This window comes from Pseudomonas fluorescens, assembly GCF_001307155.1.
Classification (GTDB): domain Bacteria; phylum Pseudomonadota; class Gammaproteobacteria; order Pseudomonadales; family Pseudomonadaceae; genus Aquipseudomonas; species Aquipseudomonas helvetica.
The window spans coordinates 5623206-5641895 of the sequence record NZ_CP012830.1 but is presented as its reverse complement, the minus strand read 5'-3'; the positions used below and the strand labels follow the sequence as shown (position 1 = coordinate 5641895).

The following is an 18690-nucleotide window of genomic DNA, read 5'->3' as shown; positions in this document are numbered from 1 at the left end:
GCGCCCAGACGATGTGCAACCCGTTCAGGGCTGCACGGGTACCAGATGCAGCAGGACGTAATCGTCCTTGTCGAAGTTCCCGTTCAGCACTGGTTGCAATGTTGCCAACCGAGAGCCTTTCAGGGCCTCGTAGTCACTTTTTTCCATCACCAGCCAGGCAGGGCCTTTCAGGTTTTCCAGTTCTTGCACTGAATGAGTGAAGACCGGGAACAGATCATGCTCGACGTTGACCATGAACTTGATCGCCTTGGCGTCTTTGCCCATGGCGTGCAAGACCACAGGCGCCGGGTCTTTCTGGATCAGCTCAAAGGCTGCACGACTAAACGTACGGGTGTCGAAGAGCCTGCGCTCTGCGGGCTCGAACACCAGAATGTAGGTCGACCACAACGCCAGCACTGCGGTGAACGCCAGGCCCACTGCACGCACGCGTGGCTTGAACAACAGCCCCAGTGCGATCACCTGCAACACACCGAGGATCGTCATCACCGCCGTCACCGAGGTGAGATGTTCCGGGAAGCGTCGCTTGGCGACCAGCAGCCCGACGATCAGCAGACCAGGAATCAGCAGCCACAGGCCCTGCATCAGGCCGCGCAACCACTGGAACACCCGGCCCTGCGCCTGGAACGGATACGCCGCAATGATCGCCGCCATCGGCAGCATCGGCAGCATGTAGCGGGCTTTTTTTGCCATCGGAATCGACAGGCCAATCATCACGACCAGCCCGGCAGCGGTGCACAAGGTCAGCAGGCGCAACGCCGGTCCGCGATCCTTGCGGCCGAACAGCAACACCGCGGCCAGCACCACTACCGCCAAGGGATACGCCAGCGCATAGTTGCCCAGCGAGCTGCTGAAGTAAAACAGCGGACCGCTCGCGCCTTCGCGGCCATCCATGCGCCCCATGAACTGCATGCGGATCACGTCTTGCACGAAGGTCGGACCGCCACTGGCGTTGGCCAGCCACAGCAACAAACCAATACCGGCTGCCAGCAGCAAAGCTGCCAGCAAGCCGATCGTGATCATCCGCCGCCACTGGCCATTGAGCAGGTAATAACTGCACAAGACGCCGGTAGGCACCACCAGGCCGATAGGCCCGCGAATGGCAAAACCGAGCACCAGCAACGCGAGTATCAGCGGCAGTCGTCGCGGTGCCTGAAAGTGGTCAGCGGCATAGCCCAGATAGAACACGGCGAAGGTCACGGCCGCGACCATCTGGTCGAGGGACACGGCGCGGGTTTCGGTGATGAAGGTATTGCTCAGCATCATCAAGGCAATGCTGATCAACGCCCAGGTTCTGGAGTAGGGCGCTACCAACCGGTACATCAGCGTGACAATCGTCGCTGAGGCAATGGCGCTGGGTAACCAGGCCGTCAACGCGTTTACCTGGCCAAAGGGCAGCGAAAGCAGCCAGGTAAAAAACGTCGAGGTGGCCCAGTAATCAGCGTAAGGCTGGCCATAGGTGGTCGGGAAGAATCCCGGCCCATGGCGCAGCATTTCCTGGGCAAACAGTACAAACCGCGTGTCGAACCCGATCGCCGATTGCTGGTAGACCCCGGCGCAGAACAGCAGCAGCGCCAGTAGCCCCAGACCTAACGATTGTTGACGGATCCCTGTCGATGGATATGCGTGCACGCGGCCTCCTGGGCTTAGACGGACGAAGCTGGCCACTGTTGCTGAGGGATTGGCAGGTTGCGCGACTCGCCACGACCCATCGGGAAGTACTTGAAGCCTTTACGTGCCAGGCGTTCGGCGTCGTACAGGTTGCGACCGTCGAAGATCACCGGAGCTTTGAGACGCTCTTCGATCAACTTGAAGTCCGGCGCCTTGAACTGTTGCCATTCGGTGCAAACGATCAACGCGTCTGCGCCAACCAGTGCGGACTCCGGAGTGCCCATCAGCGACAGGTTCGGTTGATCCGGGTACAGGCGTTGGGTTTCCTGCATGGCTTCAGGGTCGAATGCACGTACGTGTGCGCCGGCAGCCCACAACGATTCCATCAGCACCCGGCTTGGTGCATCGCGCATGTCGTCAGTGTTGGGTTTGAACGCCAGGCCCCAGAGCGCGAAGGTCTTGCCTTTCAGCTCGCCTTTGTAGAACGCGTTGATGCGTTCGAACAGCTTGTGTTTCTGCCGCTGGTTGATGGCCTCGACCGCTTCCAGCAGGTCGCTGGAGCAATTGGCTTCCTGGGCGCTGTGGATCAATGCGCGCATATCTTTCGGGAAACACGAACCGCCATAGCCGCAGCCAGGGTAGATGAAGTGGTAGCCGATGCGCTGGTCTGCACCGATGCCCATGCGTACGGCTTCGATATCCGCACCCAGGTGTTCGGCCAGTTCGGCGATCTGGTTGATAAAGCTGATTTTGGTCGCGAGCATGCAGTTGGCTGCGTACTTGGTCAGCTCGGCGCTGCGCAGGTCCATGAACATGATGCGGTCATGGTTGCGGTTGAAGGGGGCGTAGAGGTCGCGCATCACTTCACGGACTTCTTCACGTTCGCAACCGATGACGATGCGGTCAGGGCGGCGGCAGTCGCTGACGGCCGAGCCTTCCTTGAGGAATTCCGGGTTGGAGACGATATCGAATTCCAGGGTGCGCCCGGCTTTTTTCAGCACGCCTTCAATGTGTGCGCGCAGAGTGTCGCCGGTGCCGACTGGAACAGTGGACTTTTCCACGAGAATCAGCGGCTCGACGCGATGGCGTGCAACTGCATCACCCACGGACAAGACATATTTCAGGTCGGCCGAGCCGTCCTCGTCAGACGGTGTGCCGACAGCGATGAACAGGACCTGACCGTGCTCGATGGCCATTTTCTCGTCGCTGGTGAAGTGCAGGCGCCCGCTCTCCAGGTTCTCCTTGACCATGCTCTCCAGCCCTGGTTCAAAGATAGTGACGTGGCCTTTCTGCAGCATTTTGATCTTGTTCTGATCGACGTCCATGCAGACGACATCATGACCGACTTCAGCCAGGACAGTCGCCTGCACCAGACCGACATAACCGCTACCAATTACACTGATTTTCATGAGGCATTCCTGACTTCTGTGGCGCGAGCAGTTCGAGAGTTGATAGTGATGACACCGAGGATGACCAAGGCCACCCCGAGTGTTTTGGAAAGACTGAAGTTTTCGTTGAACAGCGGCAGGCTGGCGGCCAATAGATACACCAGTGCATAGCTGATACTCAACAGCGAGTAGGCCCGGCCCAGCGGCAGATCGCGCAGAGCGGCGAGCCAGCACAGCATGGACAGGGCGTAAGCGCAGATCGACGCAAGGACCACGCCGATCGCGAGCAAGTCGATGCTGCCGTTGCTCAGGGCCTGCAGCCACTGATCGGGCAGCGGCAAATGGCTCATGCTCCAGCGCATGCCCAACTGGGCGGCACTGACCAGCGCGACGCTGCCCATGGCAAAGCTGATTCCGCGACGAAGGCTCATGCGTGCCTCCCGAGCAGAACGACGCCGGCGATGATCAGCGCAACACCGATCCAGTGACGGCGATCAATGGTTTCGTGGAAGACGAAGTGGGCGGCCAGGGTGATCAGCACAAAGTTGAGGCTGAGCATCGGGTAGGCGATACCGACTTCCAGGCGCTGCAACACCAGCAGCCATACCAGCAGGCCAAAGCCCAGGCATGCCAGCGCCAGCCACAACCACGGCGAGAGCAGTTTTTCGCTCCATCCGGAGTCCTTGCCGCGCCAGCTTTCCACGGCGTATTTCTGGGCGATCTGGCCCATGCAGGTCAGCAGACAGGCGGACAACAGCAAAATCAGGGTCATGGCGCGCTCTGTGGAATGATCAGAATGACCATGTTGCCTTGCTCGTAACGCTTGCCATCCTTGGGTAGCAGGTCGAGTTCGTGGACTTCATCGTCACCCTTGACGCGCATGACGACACCCACCGGGCCGGTCTTGCGGGCTTCGCTCATCCACTGTTGCACGTGGTCGGTATCGACCCGACGTGCCGCGGCATCCGGGTAGTCGAGGCCATATTTCACTTCGCCGATGGTGTTGTACAACGCCACTTCAGGGCGTTGCAGACGCCAGGCCGCCGCGGAGGCAGCACCCAGGTCATTGCTCAGCAGGCTTTTGGTCTGGCTGAGTTCGTCAATGTGCTGGAGGACAAACTGGTCGGGCATCTTGTTGTAGACCACCGAGTGCGGCAATGCAGCCGGCAGGATGGCGATCAGCAGTCCGCTGCCGATTGCCGGCGCAGCCCATGCGCTCAACGGTCGAACCACCAGCAACAGGTTGGACAGGATCCAGCCCATGAGCACGATGAACACCAGCACCAGGCTGTGCATTTCATCGACATACACGGGTTTTTTCAGTTGCAGGTAAACCATCGCCAGCAAGGTGGTCAGGCCGATGACCAGGTTCAGCAGGCCGTTGACCTTGAACAGCCGGCTTTGCCCCAGGTTCAGTCGGTCAATCAATGCGTTCCCCATCAACAGCGCCAGGGGCAACAGGCACGGCAGGATGTAGGTTGGCAACTTGCCTTTGCTCAGGCTGAAAAACGCCAACGGCAGGACCAGCCACAGCAGCAGGAAGCCGGTGCTGGCCTGACGTCTGGTTTGCCACGCTTGCTTGAGCGCCGACGGCAGGAATGCCGCCCACGGCAGGCTGAACGCTACCAGCATCGGCAGGTAGAACCACCACGGCGCTGCGTGCTGCGCGTCGTCACCGGCAAAGCGGCGAATGTGCTCGTGCCAGAAGAAGAAACGCCAGTAATCAGGTTCCTGCGCATGCACGGCCAGGACCCACGGCAGGCTGACGACAATCGCGACCACGATAGCCATCGGGCCGTACGCCAACAGTTCACGCCAGCGTTTTTGCCAGATCATGTAGGGCAGGGCGATCAATACCGGCAGCAACCAGGCGAGGAAACCCTTGGTCAGGAAGCCCATGCCGCAGGCCAGTCCCAGGGTTGCCCAACTCATCAGCCGCGCATTGCGACTGCTGCTGTCCAGCGCAAACCACAAGGCCACCAGGCTCAGGTTGACCCAGAACGTGAATTGCGGGTCGAGGTTGGAATAGCCGCCTTGACCGGCGACCACGGCGAAACTCATGTAGAGCAATGCGCTGGCGATGCTTTTACGCGGATCGTTCCAGAGCCTGCGTGCGATCAGGTAGGTCAGCACGATGCTCAAACCGGTCGCGAGTGCCGATGCAACACGCACCCCGAACAGGTTCTCGCCGAACACGGCCTGGCCGATGGCGATCATCCAGTAACCGGCAATCGGTTTCTCGAAATAACGCAGGCCCATGAAATGCGGCGACACCCAGTTGCCACTCAGGAGCATTTCCTGACTGACCTGGGCGTAACGGGTTTCATCCGGAATCCACAGACCATGCGTGCCCAGCGGCAACAGATAGACCAGACCGAAAGCGATAAGCAGTAACGGCAAAGCCCAGCGTTTGCTCATGCGCCTTGCACTCCCAACCATCCTTCTCGGCCTTCAAGGGCGCCACGTATTACGCGCCCCTGAGGCAGGGTTGTCGGTTGGGCGGGCAAGAGGTTACCCAGCGGCTGGAACTGGATGTCACGCTGACGCGCATCAACCAGCAGTTGACGGAAATCGTTTGCCATCAGAATCCCTTCTACCTCCGCATGTATCGTATATACGTTCAGCTTCGAGGGGCTGAATCGGTCAAGAATGTATGAGTTGAACTCATTGGCTGCTACGACGGGACCCACCACTTCATCGAAGGTTGGCAAGTCGACCGGAATTTGTGGCGTGCCGAGGCTGCCGTCTGCCAGCCGAGGCTGGAACAGGCTTTGTCCGCGACAGTCGCTGTTGTAACGGAAGCCAAAATGCTGCTTGGCCTCGATGACCCGCTCATCGGCACGCCAACCGGCGGCCGCCGAACAGTCCACGCGCTGCCCGATAATATCGCTGAGGGTGTCGACGCCCCGGCGAATCTGTTCGATCAGCTCGGCGTCGCTCCAGCGCCCTGCGTTGGCTTGCCAGCCGTGGTGATCCCAGGCGTGCAAACCCACTTCATGGCCAGCCGCGAGGGTCTGGCGCATCAGGTGCCCCAGGTCACGGCCGATGGGCTTGCCTGGCCAGGCGGTGCCGGCCAGCAAGATGTCCCAGCCGTACAGACCTGCGGCATTGGAGCGGAGCATTTTCCAGAGAAACTGCGGACGGATGAGGCGCCATAAATGGCGCCCCATGTTGTCCGGACCAACGCTGAAAAAAAACGTCGCCTTGACTTGTGCTTCATCGAGCATCTCCAACAACCGGGGTACCCCCTCACGGGTACCTCGGTAGGTGTCGACATCGATCCGAAGACCTGCCTGCATCAGCGCTTGTCCGCGATTTCGAGCATGGCTTCGCGCAGGAAGAAGTCCAGCGTGTTACCGATGGTTTCGCTCATCTCAACGGTTGGCTCCCAGTTCAGCAGGCGCTTGGCGTTTTCGATGCTTGGCTTGCGGTGTTCCACGTCCTGGTAGCCAGCGCCGTAGAAGGCCTTGCTCTCTACGTCGCGGAAACCGGCGAACGGAGGGAAGTTGGCGCGCAGTGGGTGAGCTTCGAACTGACGCAGCAGCTCTTCGCCCAACTGACGGATGCTGGCTTCGTTGTCCGGGTTACCGATGTTGATGACCTGGCCGTTGCACGAATCGTTTTCGTTATCAACGATACGGGCCAGGGCTTCGATGCCGTCGGCGATGTCAGTGAAGCAGCGCTTCTGCTCGCCGCCGTCGAACAGACGGATCGGGGTGCCTTCCACCAGGTTCAGGATCAGCTGGGTGATGGCGCGGGAGCTACCGATACGTGCCGAGTCCAGACGGTCCAGACGTGGGCCCATCCAGTTGAACGGACGGAACAGGGTGAAGTTCAGGCCTTTGGCGCCGTAGGCCCAGATCACGCGGTCCAGCAGTTGCTTGGAGACCGAGTAGATCCAGCGTTGCTTGTTGATCGGACCAACGATCAGGTTCGAGGTGTCTTCGTCGAAGTTCTTGTCCTGGCACATGCCGTAGACTTCGGAAGTCGACGGGAAGATCACGCGCTTGTTGTACTTCACGCAGTAGCGAACCAGTTTCAGGTTCTCTTCGAAGTCCAGTTCGAATACGCGCAGTGGGTTGCGGGTGTATTCGATTGGAGTGGCGATGGCCACCAGCGGCAGAACCACGTCGCACTTCTTGATGTGATATTCGATCCACTCGGAGTGAATGCTGATATCGCCTTCGACGAAGTGGAAGTTCGGGTGGCTGCGCAGACGCTCGATAGCGTCGGAACCGATGTCCAGACCATAGACGTCGTACTTGTCGTCACGCAGCAGGCGCTCGGACAGGTGGTTACCGATGAAGCCGTTGACGCCGAGGATCAGTACGCGGGTACGACGCGGGGCACGGCCCGATTCAGCGCCACGCAGTACGGAACCGTCGACCAGACCCAGCTCATTGGCCAGTTGCGGGCCGCTCAGGTACAGACCGTTTTCGTTACGCTGGCCGGAAGTGACAACCAGCGAGTCTTCGCCGCAAGCGATACGCAGCGGATCAACGCTGATCACGCGGCCTGGAGCCAGACCTTCGTTGCCCTTGACGACTTCAGCGCTCCAGACAATCAGTTTGTGCTCGCCCACGGCGCAGAAAGCACCCGGGTAAGGTTGGGTCACGGCGCGAACCAGGTTGAACAGCTCTTCAGCCGGCTTCTTCCAGACCAGCTTGCCGTCTGCCGCGGTACGACGACCGTAAACAGAGGCCTTGGATTCGTCCTGGGCGGTTTCGGTGATTTTGCCCTGGGCCAGCAATGGCAGGGTGTCACGCAGCAGGTTGGAAGCGGCTTCACGCAGCTTGCCGTGCAGGGTCAGTGCGGTGTCGGCACGCTCGATCGCGACGCGTTGCTGGGCAATGATTGCGCCAGCGTCGGCACGCTTGACCATGCGGTGCAGGGTCACGCCGGTTTCGGTTTCACCGTTGACCAGTACCCAGTTTGCTGGAGCGCGGCCGCGGTAGGTTGGCAGCAACGAACCGTGCAGGTTGAACGCGCCTTTGCGGGCGGTAGCCAGCAGTTGCTCACCCAACAGGTTGCGGTAGTAGAACGAGAACAGGTAGTCCGGGTTCAGCTTGGCAATGCGCTCGATCCACAGTGGGTGGTTGACGTCTTCCGGTGCGTGCACAGGAATGCCTTTGCGGGCGCACAGTTGAGCGACCGAGCCGTAGAAGGTGTTTTCCTTCGGATCGTCGGCGTGGGTGAACACGGCAGCAATCTCGAAACCTGCGTTGAGCAGTGCTTCGATACCTGCACAGCCAATGTCGTGATAGGCGAAAACAACAGCTTTTGAACTCATGGCGAAACCTGATCAGTAGTGGTGGAAGGCAGACCGTCGACAGTGGCAACGGGAGCAGGACTAGCGGGTTTGTTACGTAGGATTTTTTCGATAAAGAACCGCGGACGGGCGCGGACATCGCTGTACATGCGGCCCAGGTATTCACCCAGAAGGCCCATGCCGATGAATTGGCCGCCAGTGAACACAAAGAGCACGGCGAACAGTACGAAGGTGCCACCTCCTGCCCAGCTGGCGCCGAAGATCAGGCGCAGGAAGATCAGCAGGAAGGCAAACAACATGCCCAGCGCCGCCAGACTGAAACCGATAATGCTCAGCAGTCGCAGCGGGGTAGTGGTCATGCAGGTCAGCAGATCGAACATCAGGCTGATCAGGCGCATCGGGCTGTACTTCGACTCGCCATGCTCGCGCTCGGCGTGCTGCACCAGAATCTCGGTGGTGTGGCGGGCGAAGCTGTTGGCCAGGATCGGGATGAAGGTGCTGCGTTCACGGCAGGCCAGCATGGCGTCGACGATGGTGCGGCGGTAGGCGCGCAGCATGCAGCCGTAATCGCTCATGGCGACACCGGTGGAGCGTTGCACGGCCAGGTTGATCAGTTTCGACGGCCAGCGGCGCAGGGCCGAGTCCTGGCGATTGTTGCGCACGGTGGCAACCACGTCGTAGCCCAGCTCGGCCTGTTCCACCAGACGGGGGATTTCTTCCGGCGGGTTCTGCAGGTCGGCGTCGAGGGTAATGACCACATCGCCTTTGCAATGCTCGAAACCGGCCATGATTGCCGCGTGCTGGCCGTAGTTGCGATTGAGAATGACCGCAACGACCTGGCTGCCTTCGCGCTCGGCGGCTTCTTCGAGAATTTGCGCCGAATTGTCACGGCTGCCGTCATCGACCAGGACGATTTCGTACTCGTGTTTGAGTAGCTGACAGGCCGCTTCGGTCCGGCGCAGCAATTCAGGCAAGCTTTCTTCTTCGTTGTAGACCGGGATAACGATCGACACGCAGTTAATTGGATATGGCTTCAAAGGCTTCAGTCCAGAATGTTTTCAATGGCGCCAACGACGCGTTCGACATCGTCGGTAGTCATGTCGGGGAACAGCGGGATCGAGCACAGTCGTGCCGAGTTCCATTCGGTATTGGGCAGATGAATGCCCGGGAATCGCTGACGGTAGTAAGTGTGCAGGTGGGTGGCCACAAAGTGAATACCCGTACCGATATTCTGTTCTTGCAGGGCCTTCATGAACGCCTCGCGATCCATCCCGCAACGCTCGGCGTCGATGCGCAGTATAAACAGGTGCCAGGCGTGTTGTTGCGGGTAGGTCGGCACACTCAGCGGTTGTACCGGCAGGCCTTCGAGGCGTTGCAGGTAGGTCTGCGCCAATGCGGTGCGTTTGGCATTGATCTCGTCGAGGCGCTGTAGCTGCACCAGTGCAATGGCTGCGTTGATGTCGGCCAGGTTGTACTTGAAGCCAGGCTCGATGACCATGGCCTGAGGTTTACGGCCGTGGGTCAGGCGATCGTAGGCGTCTACGCCGAGGCCATGGAACTTGAGCATGCGCACTCGATCGGCCAGCGCTTGATTGTCGCTGACGAACATTGCGCCTTCGGCGCAGGTCATGTTCTTGATCGCGTGGAACGAGAAGATCGCGGTGCCCTGAGCGCCAATGGCGCGGCCACGGTAACGGGTACCGGCGGCATGGGCGGCGTCTTCGATGACGGCGATGCCATGTTTGTCTGCCAGCGCATAGAGCGGGTCGAGATCAAACGCAGCACCGGCGTAGTGCACCGGGATGATGGCTTTGGTGCGCGGGGTAATGGCGGCTTCGATGGCCTGGACATCGGTCATCAGGGTGTCACGGTCGACGTCGACAAATACCGGGGTAGCGCCCAACAGGCAGATCATGTTGGCGGTCGAGACCCAGGTCTGCGAAGGCGTGATCACTTCATCGCCAGGGCCGATACCCAGCGCCAGTAGCGTGATGTGCATGCCACCGGTTGCAGAAGACAGTGCGACGGCGTGCTGGCAGCCTGTGTACTGTGCGAATTGCTCCTCCAGCTCCTGGTTCTTCGGCCCGGTGGTGATCCAGCCAGAGCGCAACACCTGCTCAACAGCGGCAATTTCTTCATCACCGATGCTTGGGCGAGAGAAGGGGAGAAAAGCCTGATTCATGTGGACCTCGGGTTTGGATATGTCAACAGCCCTTGAAGGCGGCAAGTCGGAGCACAACTTGCGAATCAGCTCGAAGCGGTGCCTCGAGGCGAAGTCGGTGACAGCGTAGACGAAAAAACAAAAAGTATATCAATCAGTTAACCAATCTTCTGGAAAAAGTGCACTAATTGACTTTTATTTTGTCGCCCGGCAGTTTGAGTGGCCCAAAGGCATCGCTCCGGATGCGCAGAGGGTAATCTCGAAAATGTGAAAGGGACATGAAAAACCGGTGTCGAGAATGTTTAACTGTAACCTTTACAGCAAATGTTCAGGATTTTTCAACACTTACAGTCCTTCTGAGTTCGCGTCAAGCTGCAAGCTATGGCGTCGCAACCGCCTGGCGGCGAGCAGGCTCAGTCAACACGTGCGCGCTGCCGAGCGTTGAAATGTGTACCAGGCTGCCAGCGGCCGGTGCGTGTACCCCGGAACTGCGAACCAGTAACGAGCGGCTTGCTGACTGTCCATCCGTAGCAGGTGAGGGTTGCTTCAGTTCCACCGTCAAGGTGCAGGTATTGCCGCCAAAGTCGCGATCGGTCACCACCCCGATGCAGCCATCCACCTGTTCCAGATCGGCGGGCTGACTGGAAATCTGCAACTGCTCGGGCCGCAACATGATCTGCGCTGCACCGTTTGGCGAGGTACTGCTGACATGAACCCGTCCCAGGTCGCAGATCGCGTAGCCATTTTCGATCTGCGCCGGCATGACCACGGCATCCCCGAGGAACAGCGCCGTTTCTTCATCGCGAGGATGCAGGTACAGGTCCATCGGTTGCCCGGTCTGCACCAACCGACCCTGGCGCATCACGGCCAATTGATCGGCAAATGACAACGCTTCGGACTGATCGTGAGTCACCAGGATGGTGGTCACGCCGGTGTCTGACAGAAGTTTGGCAACCATCTTGCGCATGGACGCCCGCAGGCCGGTGTCCAGCGCCGAGAAGGGTTCGTCCAGCAGCATCAGCCGAGGTCGTTGCGCCAAGGCGCGGGCCAGGGCTACCCGTTGTTGCTGACCACCGGAAAGCTCGTGCGGCCAGCGCTGGCTCATGCGTGCATCCAGCGACACCATGTCCATCAGCTCGGCGACGCGTGCTTGCTTCAAGGCGGCATCACCCGACAGTCCAAAGGCAATGTTGCCGGCAACCGTCATGTGTGGAAACAGCGCACCGTCCTGTGGCACATAACCAATCATGCGCTGATGCGCGGGGACTTCGGTCGAACCATCGACCAGTGTCTGGCCGTTGAGCGTGATGCTGCCGGAATCGGGAAACTCGAACCCGGCAATCATCCGCAGCAGGGTGGTCTTGCCCGAGCCGGAAGGGCCGACGATGGCCGTGCGACTGCCCGCTGGCACCGACAGGCTGACGTTGTCCAAGGCAGGCAGGGCGCCGAAGGTTTTATAGATGGAGTTCAGTTCGAGAGCGTTCATCGGCCTGCCGTGCGTTTGGATTGATGATAGAGAAGCGCGGTCAACGGAAGCGACAGCAAAATCATGATCAGCGCATAAGGGGCCGCTGCGGCGTAGTCAATTTCGCTGGTCATGGCCCAAAAACCGGTGGCCAGGGTGCGGGTGCCACTTGGCGAGAGCAGCAGGGTTGCGGTCAGTTCATTGGTGATCGCCAGAAACACCAGCGCTGCGCCGGCGGCGGCCCCTGGTGCGGCCAGGCGCATGGTAATCAGCCAGAGCGCCTGGCTCGGCGAGCGGCCCAGGCTGCGGGCGATATTTTCCAGTTCTACCGGTGCCTGGGCAATACCGGCGCGCAAACTGACCAGCGCGCGTGGCAAGAACATCAGCAGGTACGCCAGCAGTACCGTGATGGTGGTCTGGTAAATCGGCCGGGCAAAGCTGATGGTGACGGTCACCAGGGCCAGCGCCACGACGATTCCCGGCAATGAACTGGTGATGTAATTGCAGCTTTCCAGGATGCGATGCAGGCGCCCCGGCGAGCGTATCGACAACCAGGCCACCGGAACGGCTGCGCAGGTGGTGATGAGCGCGCCGACACTGGCCAGAACGAGGGTCTGCTTCAATGCCGGAAGTATTTCCGCCATGCGCCAGACGTCCGCGCCACCGGCAATCAACCATTGGGCCAGGGTAATCAGCGGCACACCGAGGGCCAGCACGCTGGTGATGATGGGCAGCAACAATGCTGCGGCTTTGGTGTTGCGTGTCAGCCGCTGAGTGCGTTGCAGGCGCGCACTGCCGGAACCGACGCGTGCGTAACGGGCGTGGCCACGTGATGCGGATTCAGCGGTCAACATCAGCAGGCAGCACAGCGCCAGCACCCCGGCCAGCATATTCGCCGCCGGGCCGTTGAAGCTCGACTGGAACTGGTCGAAGATCGCCGTGGTGAAGGTGTCGAAGCGAATCATCGCGTACAGGCCGTATTCGGCCAGCAAGTGCAGGCCGACCAGCAAGGCGCCGCCACAGATGGCCAGGCGCAGTTGCGGCAGCACGACCCGGAAAAACACCGCCCAGGGCTTCAGGCCCAGCGATTCGGAGACATCCTCGATGGCCGGATCAAGGCGCCGCAAGGTGGCGGCGACTGGCAGATAGAGGAACGGGAAGTAGGCGATAACCGAAACCAGCACCCCGGCAAACAACCCGTGAATCGGTGGCACCAGGCTGACCCAGGCATAACTGTGGACAAAGGCCGGCACCGCAATCGGTGCCGTTGCCAGCACCGACCAGAGGCGGCGGCCCGGCAAATCGGTGCGTTCGGTCAACCAGGCGAGTGCCACGCCGAGCGCGATACACAGGGGAATCGTGATCACCACCAGCAACACGGTGTTGATCAAAAGTTCGGCCACTCGGGGCCTGAAGACCAGCTCGGCAATTGTCGCCCAGCCGGTCTTGATGGAAATGCCGATGACAAACGCCAACGGCAGCAGGGCCAGCAACGACACCAGAATGGATATGGCCACCACCCACGAACCGCTACGCCTTCCGGAGGCGCGGCGAGGGTGTTGACGAGGGTTGGCCAGAGTCGTCAGATCGACGACTTTACTAGCTTCTGGCAGCGCGACTGGCTTGGACATCGGATTACAACAACCCCGCCTGAGTCATCAGCTCGACAACTTTTTTGCTGTTGAGTCTGGAGGCATCGACCACAGGCGCGTCAAGTTGCGCCAGCGGCACCAGTTTCGGGTTCGACTCGGCTTTCTGGCCTACGGCGTATTCAAACGAGTTACCGTTTTTCAGAATAGCCTGGCCTTCTTTGCCGGTGATCCACTTCAGGAACGCCTGAGCTTCTTCCTGGTGTTTACTGGACGCCAGGACAGCGCCACCGGAGAGGCTGACAAACGCGCCCGGATCTTTGTGCTTGAAGTAGTGCAGCGAGGTGTTCTTGCTGTTTTCGCCGGTTTTGCTCTGATCGACGAAGCTGTAGTAGTGGTAGATCACGCCGCCTTCAATCTGACCGGCGTTCACTGCCTTGAGCACAGCGCTGTTGCCACGGTAGGCGGTGGCGTTGGCTTTCATGCCTTTCAACCATTCCAGGGTGGCGGCTTCGCCCTTGAGTTCCAGTACGGCGGCGACGATGGCCTGGAAATCGGCGCCGGCAGGCGAACCGGCCCAACGACCTTTCCAGCTTGGGGAAGCCAGGTCCATCAGAGACTTTGGCAGATCGGCTTCGGCCAGCTTGGCTTTGTTGTAGACAAACACGGTCGAGCGAGCGGCGATGCCCACCCATTTGCCATGGGCCGGGCGATAGGCCGAACCGATTTGCTCCAGGGTCGACGGCGCAACAGGGGTAAACAGCCCGGCGTTATCCACCAGCACCATGGCCGGGGAGTTCTCGGTCAGGAATACGTCTGCCGGGGAGGCCGCGCCTTCTTGCACCAGCTGATTGCCCATCTCGCTGTCATCGCCGTTGCGCAGCGTGACCTTGATCCCTGTTTCATGGGTAAAACCTTCGACCCAGGCCTTGGTCAGGGTCTCATGCTGCGCGTTATAGACCACGATGCCGTCGCTGCTTGGCGCAGCAAAAACATGGCCAGCACCCATAAGGGCGGTGGCGAGCAGCGCGATTTTCAGAAACGAAGGGCGACGATGATTCATTTTGTTAGCAGCTCCTGCAGTTTTATAAAGAATCAGATGGGCAAGCCTGTTGTTCGATTCCCGCAATCCCTGCAGCTCGCCCAGAACAATGCGAATCATTCGCATGGATTTTGGTGGCGGCAATGTAGTGCGGGATATGTGAAAAAAGCGTCAAACAAGTCGTTAATCAATGTCGTTTGTATTTAGATTGAGGCGCTAAGGAGGGAGTTTGAAGGACAGAGTGGTTTGAATTCAAACACTATCGTCGACTGGCTCACTGATTTCACGTGAGCCGTGCCGGGAAGGATCGAGAGGCCCGATGGGCCTCTCGATCATTTTTCATTGGGCGGGGGCGTTGGGGATGAAGGCGACGCTGGCATCCGAGCGCGGATGCAGCAGCCGTTCACCGTTGTCTGGCTGCGTGACGACGGCCTGGTGGTCGACGCTGAGGTAGTTCAGCGGCAGCGTATCGCCACGTTTGTAGTGCGCGACAATGATGGTGCGCTGCGGGTTCCACTGCTGGCCGCTGTCCTTTTCCAGCCATGCCATGAACTGTGCGGTGGTGCCTTCGCGAGGGAAGTCCTTGCTTTCGGGCACGTAGTAGAAAGGCGCACCGTCGTTTTGCAGGTACATCGGGACTTTGTTGTCGACATCGACCATCACCATCCGCCATTGATTCCATGGCGCAATCAGGCTGGCCTGGGCCTTGACGTCCTTGCCGAATTGCACGACGCCGCCACCGGTGTTGCTCCAGGGCACGATAATCCCGAGGATCAGCAATAGCAGGGCCGTGGTGACGCCAAAGCCGATTTTCAGGCCGCGTCCTTCGGCTTTGCCGGCAGCGCGCCGTTCTTCCATGTGCCGGGTGACCCACCAGGCCGCCAACAGTTGGGCAAATGGTACCAGCGGCAAAACGTAGTAACTGCGTCGGCTACCACTGGCGGTGAAGAACAGGAACAACAAGCCCAAACCCCAGATCAACCAACGGGCATTGGGTTCGAGTGTGCGCCAGTTACGGGCCGCGACCCACAGCCCAAGCACCCAGTACGGTGCCCATGGCAGGGTATAAACCGGCAAGTAGATCAGGTAGGTGTAAATGGGCCCGATGTGGTCGAACGGCTGGAAAAACCGCACCACGTTTTCCCGGAAGACCAGCCCCAGACCGCTCTGGGCGGAGGTGGGCGCGCCGTAGATATTCGACAACACGAACGGCACCGCATAGACCAGGCCGGCAACCAGCAGGGCGACGCACAGGCGCAGGTTGAGGTGACGTTTCCAGCGGCCTTCTTGCAGCAGATGCGGCAACAGCACCAGGCCGGGCAGGATAAAGCCGATCAGGCCTTTGAACAGCGAGGTCACGGACAGCAGCAGGAAGAACACGCAGTAGCGCCCGAGTCGCGTGTCGTCCGGGCCGCGCCAATACCACCAGATTGCTGCCAGCACACCGCAGACGGTCAGAATGTCAGCCGTCGCGACTCGGGCCCAAAAGACGAAATAGAAGGTGGTTGCGAGCATCCAGCCGGCGATCAGACCGGTGCCTTTGCGAAACAGTTGCTCGCCGATCAAGTAGACCAGCCAGACACTCAGCCAGGCAGCAATCACCGAAGACAGACGCAAGGACCAGTGGCCCAGGCCGCCTGTAAACCAGGTGGTGGCGGTAATCAACCAGTAGGAGGGCAGTGGTTTGTCGTAATAGGAGCCGCCCATGAGGTACGGGTCGAAGTAGTTACCGCTTTGCAGCATCTGCAGCGTGATATTCGCCCAACGGGTTTCCGGGCCCCAAAGTTCCCGTGTGCCCAGTCCCAATAACAGGAGTAGCGCTGAAACCCCAAGCAGGATCAGCAGCGCGCGTGTTTCCGTTTCCCGCGACTTCATGTGGTATTTCCCTTCGGTCTCGACCGCCAGCTGCAGGATTGCGCCGTGCCTTTGAGCGCCGCGACCTGCGCGCCGGGGTCAGAAAATGCAGATCATCTACTTGCCGGGTGACGATCTGTAGATCGTCACCCGGTAAACCGGCGCATCAGGAATCGTCAGGGCAGTTTCGGGAAAATCAGGATCTCCAGTTCGCCCCGTTTGTAGTGCTTGCCGTCGATTGGCAGCAGCAAGACTTCCTGCTCTTCCAGGGCATTTTTCACCCGCATGACCACACCCACCGAACCCTTTTTACGGGCTTCGGTCATCCACTGCTGGACACTGTCCATGTCGACTTTGCGGTGTGCTGCCTCAGGGAAATCGGTACCGTACTTCAACTCACCCACAGTGTTGTACAGGTCAACTTGCGGGCGCTTCAGGCGCCAGGATAATGCCGAAGCCGCACCCAGGTCGTTACTCAGCAGCGAAGTGGTCTCGCTCAATTCCTGAACATGTTCGGCGATGAACTGGTCAGGCATTTTGCTGTTGACGATGACAGCTGGCATGGCGGCCGGCAACAGGGCGACCAGTAGCCAGATTCCCAGTGCCGGAGTGGCCCAATAGACCAGCGGCCGGAGTGCTTGCAAGGCGTTGGCGATGATCCAGCCGGCCAACACGATGAAGCCCAGCGACAGGGTGAACATTTCGGTGTTTTCAAAGATCGGCCGGGTGATCTGCAGATAGATCAGGACAATCAGGGCAATCGTCGCGATCGCTACGTTGATCAGGCCGTTGATACGAATCGCCCGGCCACGGGCCTCGCTCACCAGATCGATCAGGGTGCTGGCCATCAGCAAGGCCAGCGGCAGCAGGCACGGCATGATGTAGGTCGGCAGCTTGCCTTTGCTCAGGCTGAAAAATACCAGCGGCAGGAGCATCCACAGCAACAGGAAGCCGGTGGTGTTCTGAGTCTTGTTTTTCCAGGCCTGAACCAGTGTCGAGGGCAACAGGGCTGCCCACGGAAGGCTCGAAACCACCATGATTGGCAGGAAGAACCACCACGGCCGGGTGTGCTGGGCATCTTCGGCGGCGAACCGGCGAATGTGCTCGTGCCAGAAGAAGAACCGCCAGAAATCCGGTTCGTGACTATTGATCGCCAGTACCCACGGCAGGCTGACGATGATGGCGACGACCAGCGCTACCGGGCCATAGCGCAGCAACTCACCAAAGCGCTTTTGCCAGATCATGTAAGGCAGTGCGATCAACACCGGCAACAGCCAGGCAAGGAAGCCCTTGGTCAGGAAACCCATGCCGCAGGCGAAGCCGAGCAGGGCCCAGGCCCCGAGTTTGCTGCGTGGGGTTTTGTTATCCAGAGCAAACCACAGGGCAACCAGGCTCAGGTTGACCCAGAAGGTGAACTGCGGATCAAGGTTGGAGTAGCCAGCCTGGCCGGCGATCAGGCCGAAGCTCATGTAGAGCAGGGCAGCAGCGAAACTTTTGCGCGGATCGTTCCATAGGCGACGGGCGATCAGATACGCCAGCCACACACTCAGCCCGGTGGCGACTGCCGAGGCAATACGCACGCCAAACAGGTTCTCGCCGAAGATCGCCTGACCAATGGCAATCATCCAGTAACCGGCAATGGGCTTCTCGAAGTAGCGAAAACCCATGAAGTGCGGAGACACCCAGTCACCGCTCAGCAACATCTCCTGGCTGATCTGTGCGTAGCGGGGCTCGTCAGGAATCCATAGCCCGTGGCCGACCATCGGCAACAGGTAGAACAGGCCGAAGGCCAATAACAGGCAGGGTAGAGCCCAGCGCTTGATCATTTGACTCGTGCTCCCTGCGACTTCATTCGGCGGTTCGGATTGCTGCGAGAGCAATCAGTAAAGTGATGCGTAACGAATATTATTTTTCGCTTCATGGGACGGCCTTGATACCGGAAGACGTTGCTCGGTTTTTGGTGTTTTGGTTATGACGTTCGATGCTGCGCCGGCCTTCTTCAACAAAGACGCGTGCAGGGGCGCAGGCATCGCTGTGGCGAGCCGGCCGCATTACTCGGCAAAAGGATAAAGTCGGCGCATGACATTCCTGGGCCTCCTGGCAGCGGACTGGACGGGGGTAGGTGGGTAAGCCGCTGTGAGCGGGCACCGCATGCTACAAGTGGAGCGTCGAGTCTTCCATTGAGGATTTCCCCCAAACAGGCATTCAAGCGTGAAATCCCCGGATTTTCAGTAACTCGCTGAAAAAAATAAAGTTATTCAATTTGTTTCGAATGTACGCGAGCGCTGGCGAACTGCCGTAATGGCAATATTTT

At 59.6% G+C, this 18690-nt stretch carries 14 protein-coding genes; all 14 read right to left on the bottom strand.

The genetic code is table 11. The annotated features are described in order from the left end of the window. Positions 1-24: 24 nt before the first annotated feature. A complete protein-coding gene (locus AO353_RS25570) occupies positions 25-1629 on the bottom strand; it encodes an ArnT family glycosyltransferase (protein WP_054597469.1) in 1605 nt (534 codons plus the stop codon). Positions 1630-1643: 14 nt separating this feature from the next. Further along, complete coding sequence (locus AO353_RS25565) at positions 1644-3017, bottom strand: UDP-glucose dehydrogenase family protein (RefSeq protein WP_054597468.1); 1374 nt, start codon at positions 3015-3017, stop codon at positions 1644-1646. After that, entirely contained in the window at positions 3014-3427 is a 414-nt protein-coding gene (gene arnF, locus AO353_RS25560) for a 4-amino-4-deoxy-L-arabinose-phosphoundecaprenol flippase subunit ArnF (protein ID WP_019690506.1), read from the bottom strand. The genes AO353_RS25565 and arnF overlap by 4 nt, the downstream gene beginning before the upstream one ends. After that, positions 3424-3768, bottom strand: a complete 345-nt coding sequence (arnE, locus tag AO353_RS25555; RefSeq protein ID WP_019690505.1) for a 4-amino-4-deoxy-L-arabinose-phosphoundecaprenol flippase subunit ArnE — start codon at positions 3766-3768, stop codon at positions 3424-3426. Before arnE ends, arnF begins: the two co-directional genes overlap by 4 nt. Next, a complete protein-coding gene (gene arnT / locus AO353_RS25550; RefSeq protein WP_054597467.1) occupies positions 3765-5414 on the bottom strand; it encodes a lipid IV(A) 4-amino-4-deoxy-L-arabinosyltransferase in 1650 nt (549 codons plus the stop codon). The genes arnE and arnT (AO353_RS25550) overlap by 4 nt, the downstream gene beginning before the upstream one ends. After that, positions 5411-6295: a 4-deoxy-4-formamido-L-arabinose-phosphoundecaprenol deformylase gene (gene arnD / locus AO353_RS25545; RefSeq protein ID WP_054597466.1), complete on the bottom strand. Its 885-nt coding sequence runs from the start codon at positions 6293-6295 to the stop codon at positions 5411-5413. The genes arnT (AO353_RS25550) and arnD overlap by 4 nt, the downstream gene beginning before the upstream one ends. Further along, the gene (gene arnA / locus AO353_RS25540) at positions 6295-8286 is read right to left on the bottom strand and encodes a bifunctional UDP-4-amino-4-deoxy-L-arabinose formyltransferase/UDP-glucuronic acid oxidase ArnA (protein ID WP_054597465.1); all 1992 of its coding nucleotides are present in this window, start codon (positions 8284-8286) and stop codon (positions 6295-6297) included. The genes arnD and arnA overlap by 1 nt, the downstream gene beginning before the upstream one ends. Further along, a complete protein-coding gene (arnC, locus tag AO353_RS25535; protein ID WP_054597464.1) occupies positions 8283-9302 on the bottom strand; it encodes an undecaprenyl-phosphate 4-deoxy-4-formamido-L-arabinose transferase in 1020 nt (339 codons plus the stop codon). Before arnC ends, arnA begins: the two co-directional genes overlap by 4 nt. 5 nt (positions 9303-9307) lie before the next feature. Further along, positions 9308-10447: a UDP-4-amino-4-deoxy-L-arabinose aminotransferase gene (arnB, locus tag AO353_RS25530; protein WP_019690500.1), complete on the bottom strand. Its 1140-nt coding sequence runs from the start codon at positions 10445-10447 to the stop codon at positions 9308-9310. 358 nt (positions 10448-10805) lie between these two features. Continuing rightward, positions 10806-11912, bottom strand: a complete 1107-nt coding sequence (locus AO353_RS25525; RefSeq protein ID WP_054597463.1) for an ABC transporter ATP-binding protein — start codon at positions 11910-11912, stop codon at positions 10806-10808. Beyond that, entirely contained in the window at positions 11909-13522 is a 1614-nt protein-coding gene (locus AO353_RS25520) for an ABC transporter permease (protein WP_054597462.1), read from the bottom strand. Before AO353_RS25520 ends, AO353_RS25525 begins: the two co-directional genes overlap by 4 nt. A gap of 4 nt (positions 13523-13526) precedes the next feature. Then, positions 13527-14543, bottom strand: coding sequence for an iron ABC transporter substrate-binding protein (locus AO353_RS25515; protein ID WP_054597461.1), 1017 nt, complete (start codon positions 14541-14543; stop codon positions 13527-13529). A 318-nt stretch (positions 14544-14861) separates the two neighbouring features. Then, on the bottom strand, positions 14862-16397 hold the full coding sequence (locus tag AO353_RS25510) for an ArnT family glycosyltransferase (protein ID WP_054597460.1): 1536 nt from the start codon (positions 16395-16397) through the stop codon (positions 14862-14864). 155 nt (positions 16398-16552) lie between these two features. Then, complete coding sequence (gene arnT / locus AO353_RS25505; protein WP_054597459.1) at positions 16553-18202, bottom strand: lipid IV(A) 4-amino-4-deoxy-L-arabinosyltransferase; 1650 nt, start codon at positions 18200-18202, stop codon at positions 16553-16555. Positions 18203-18690: the final 488 nt, after the last annotated feature.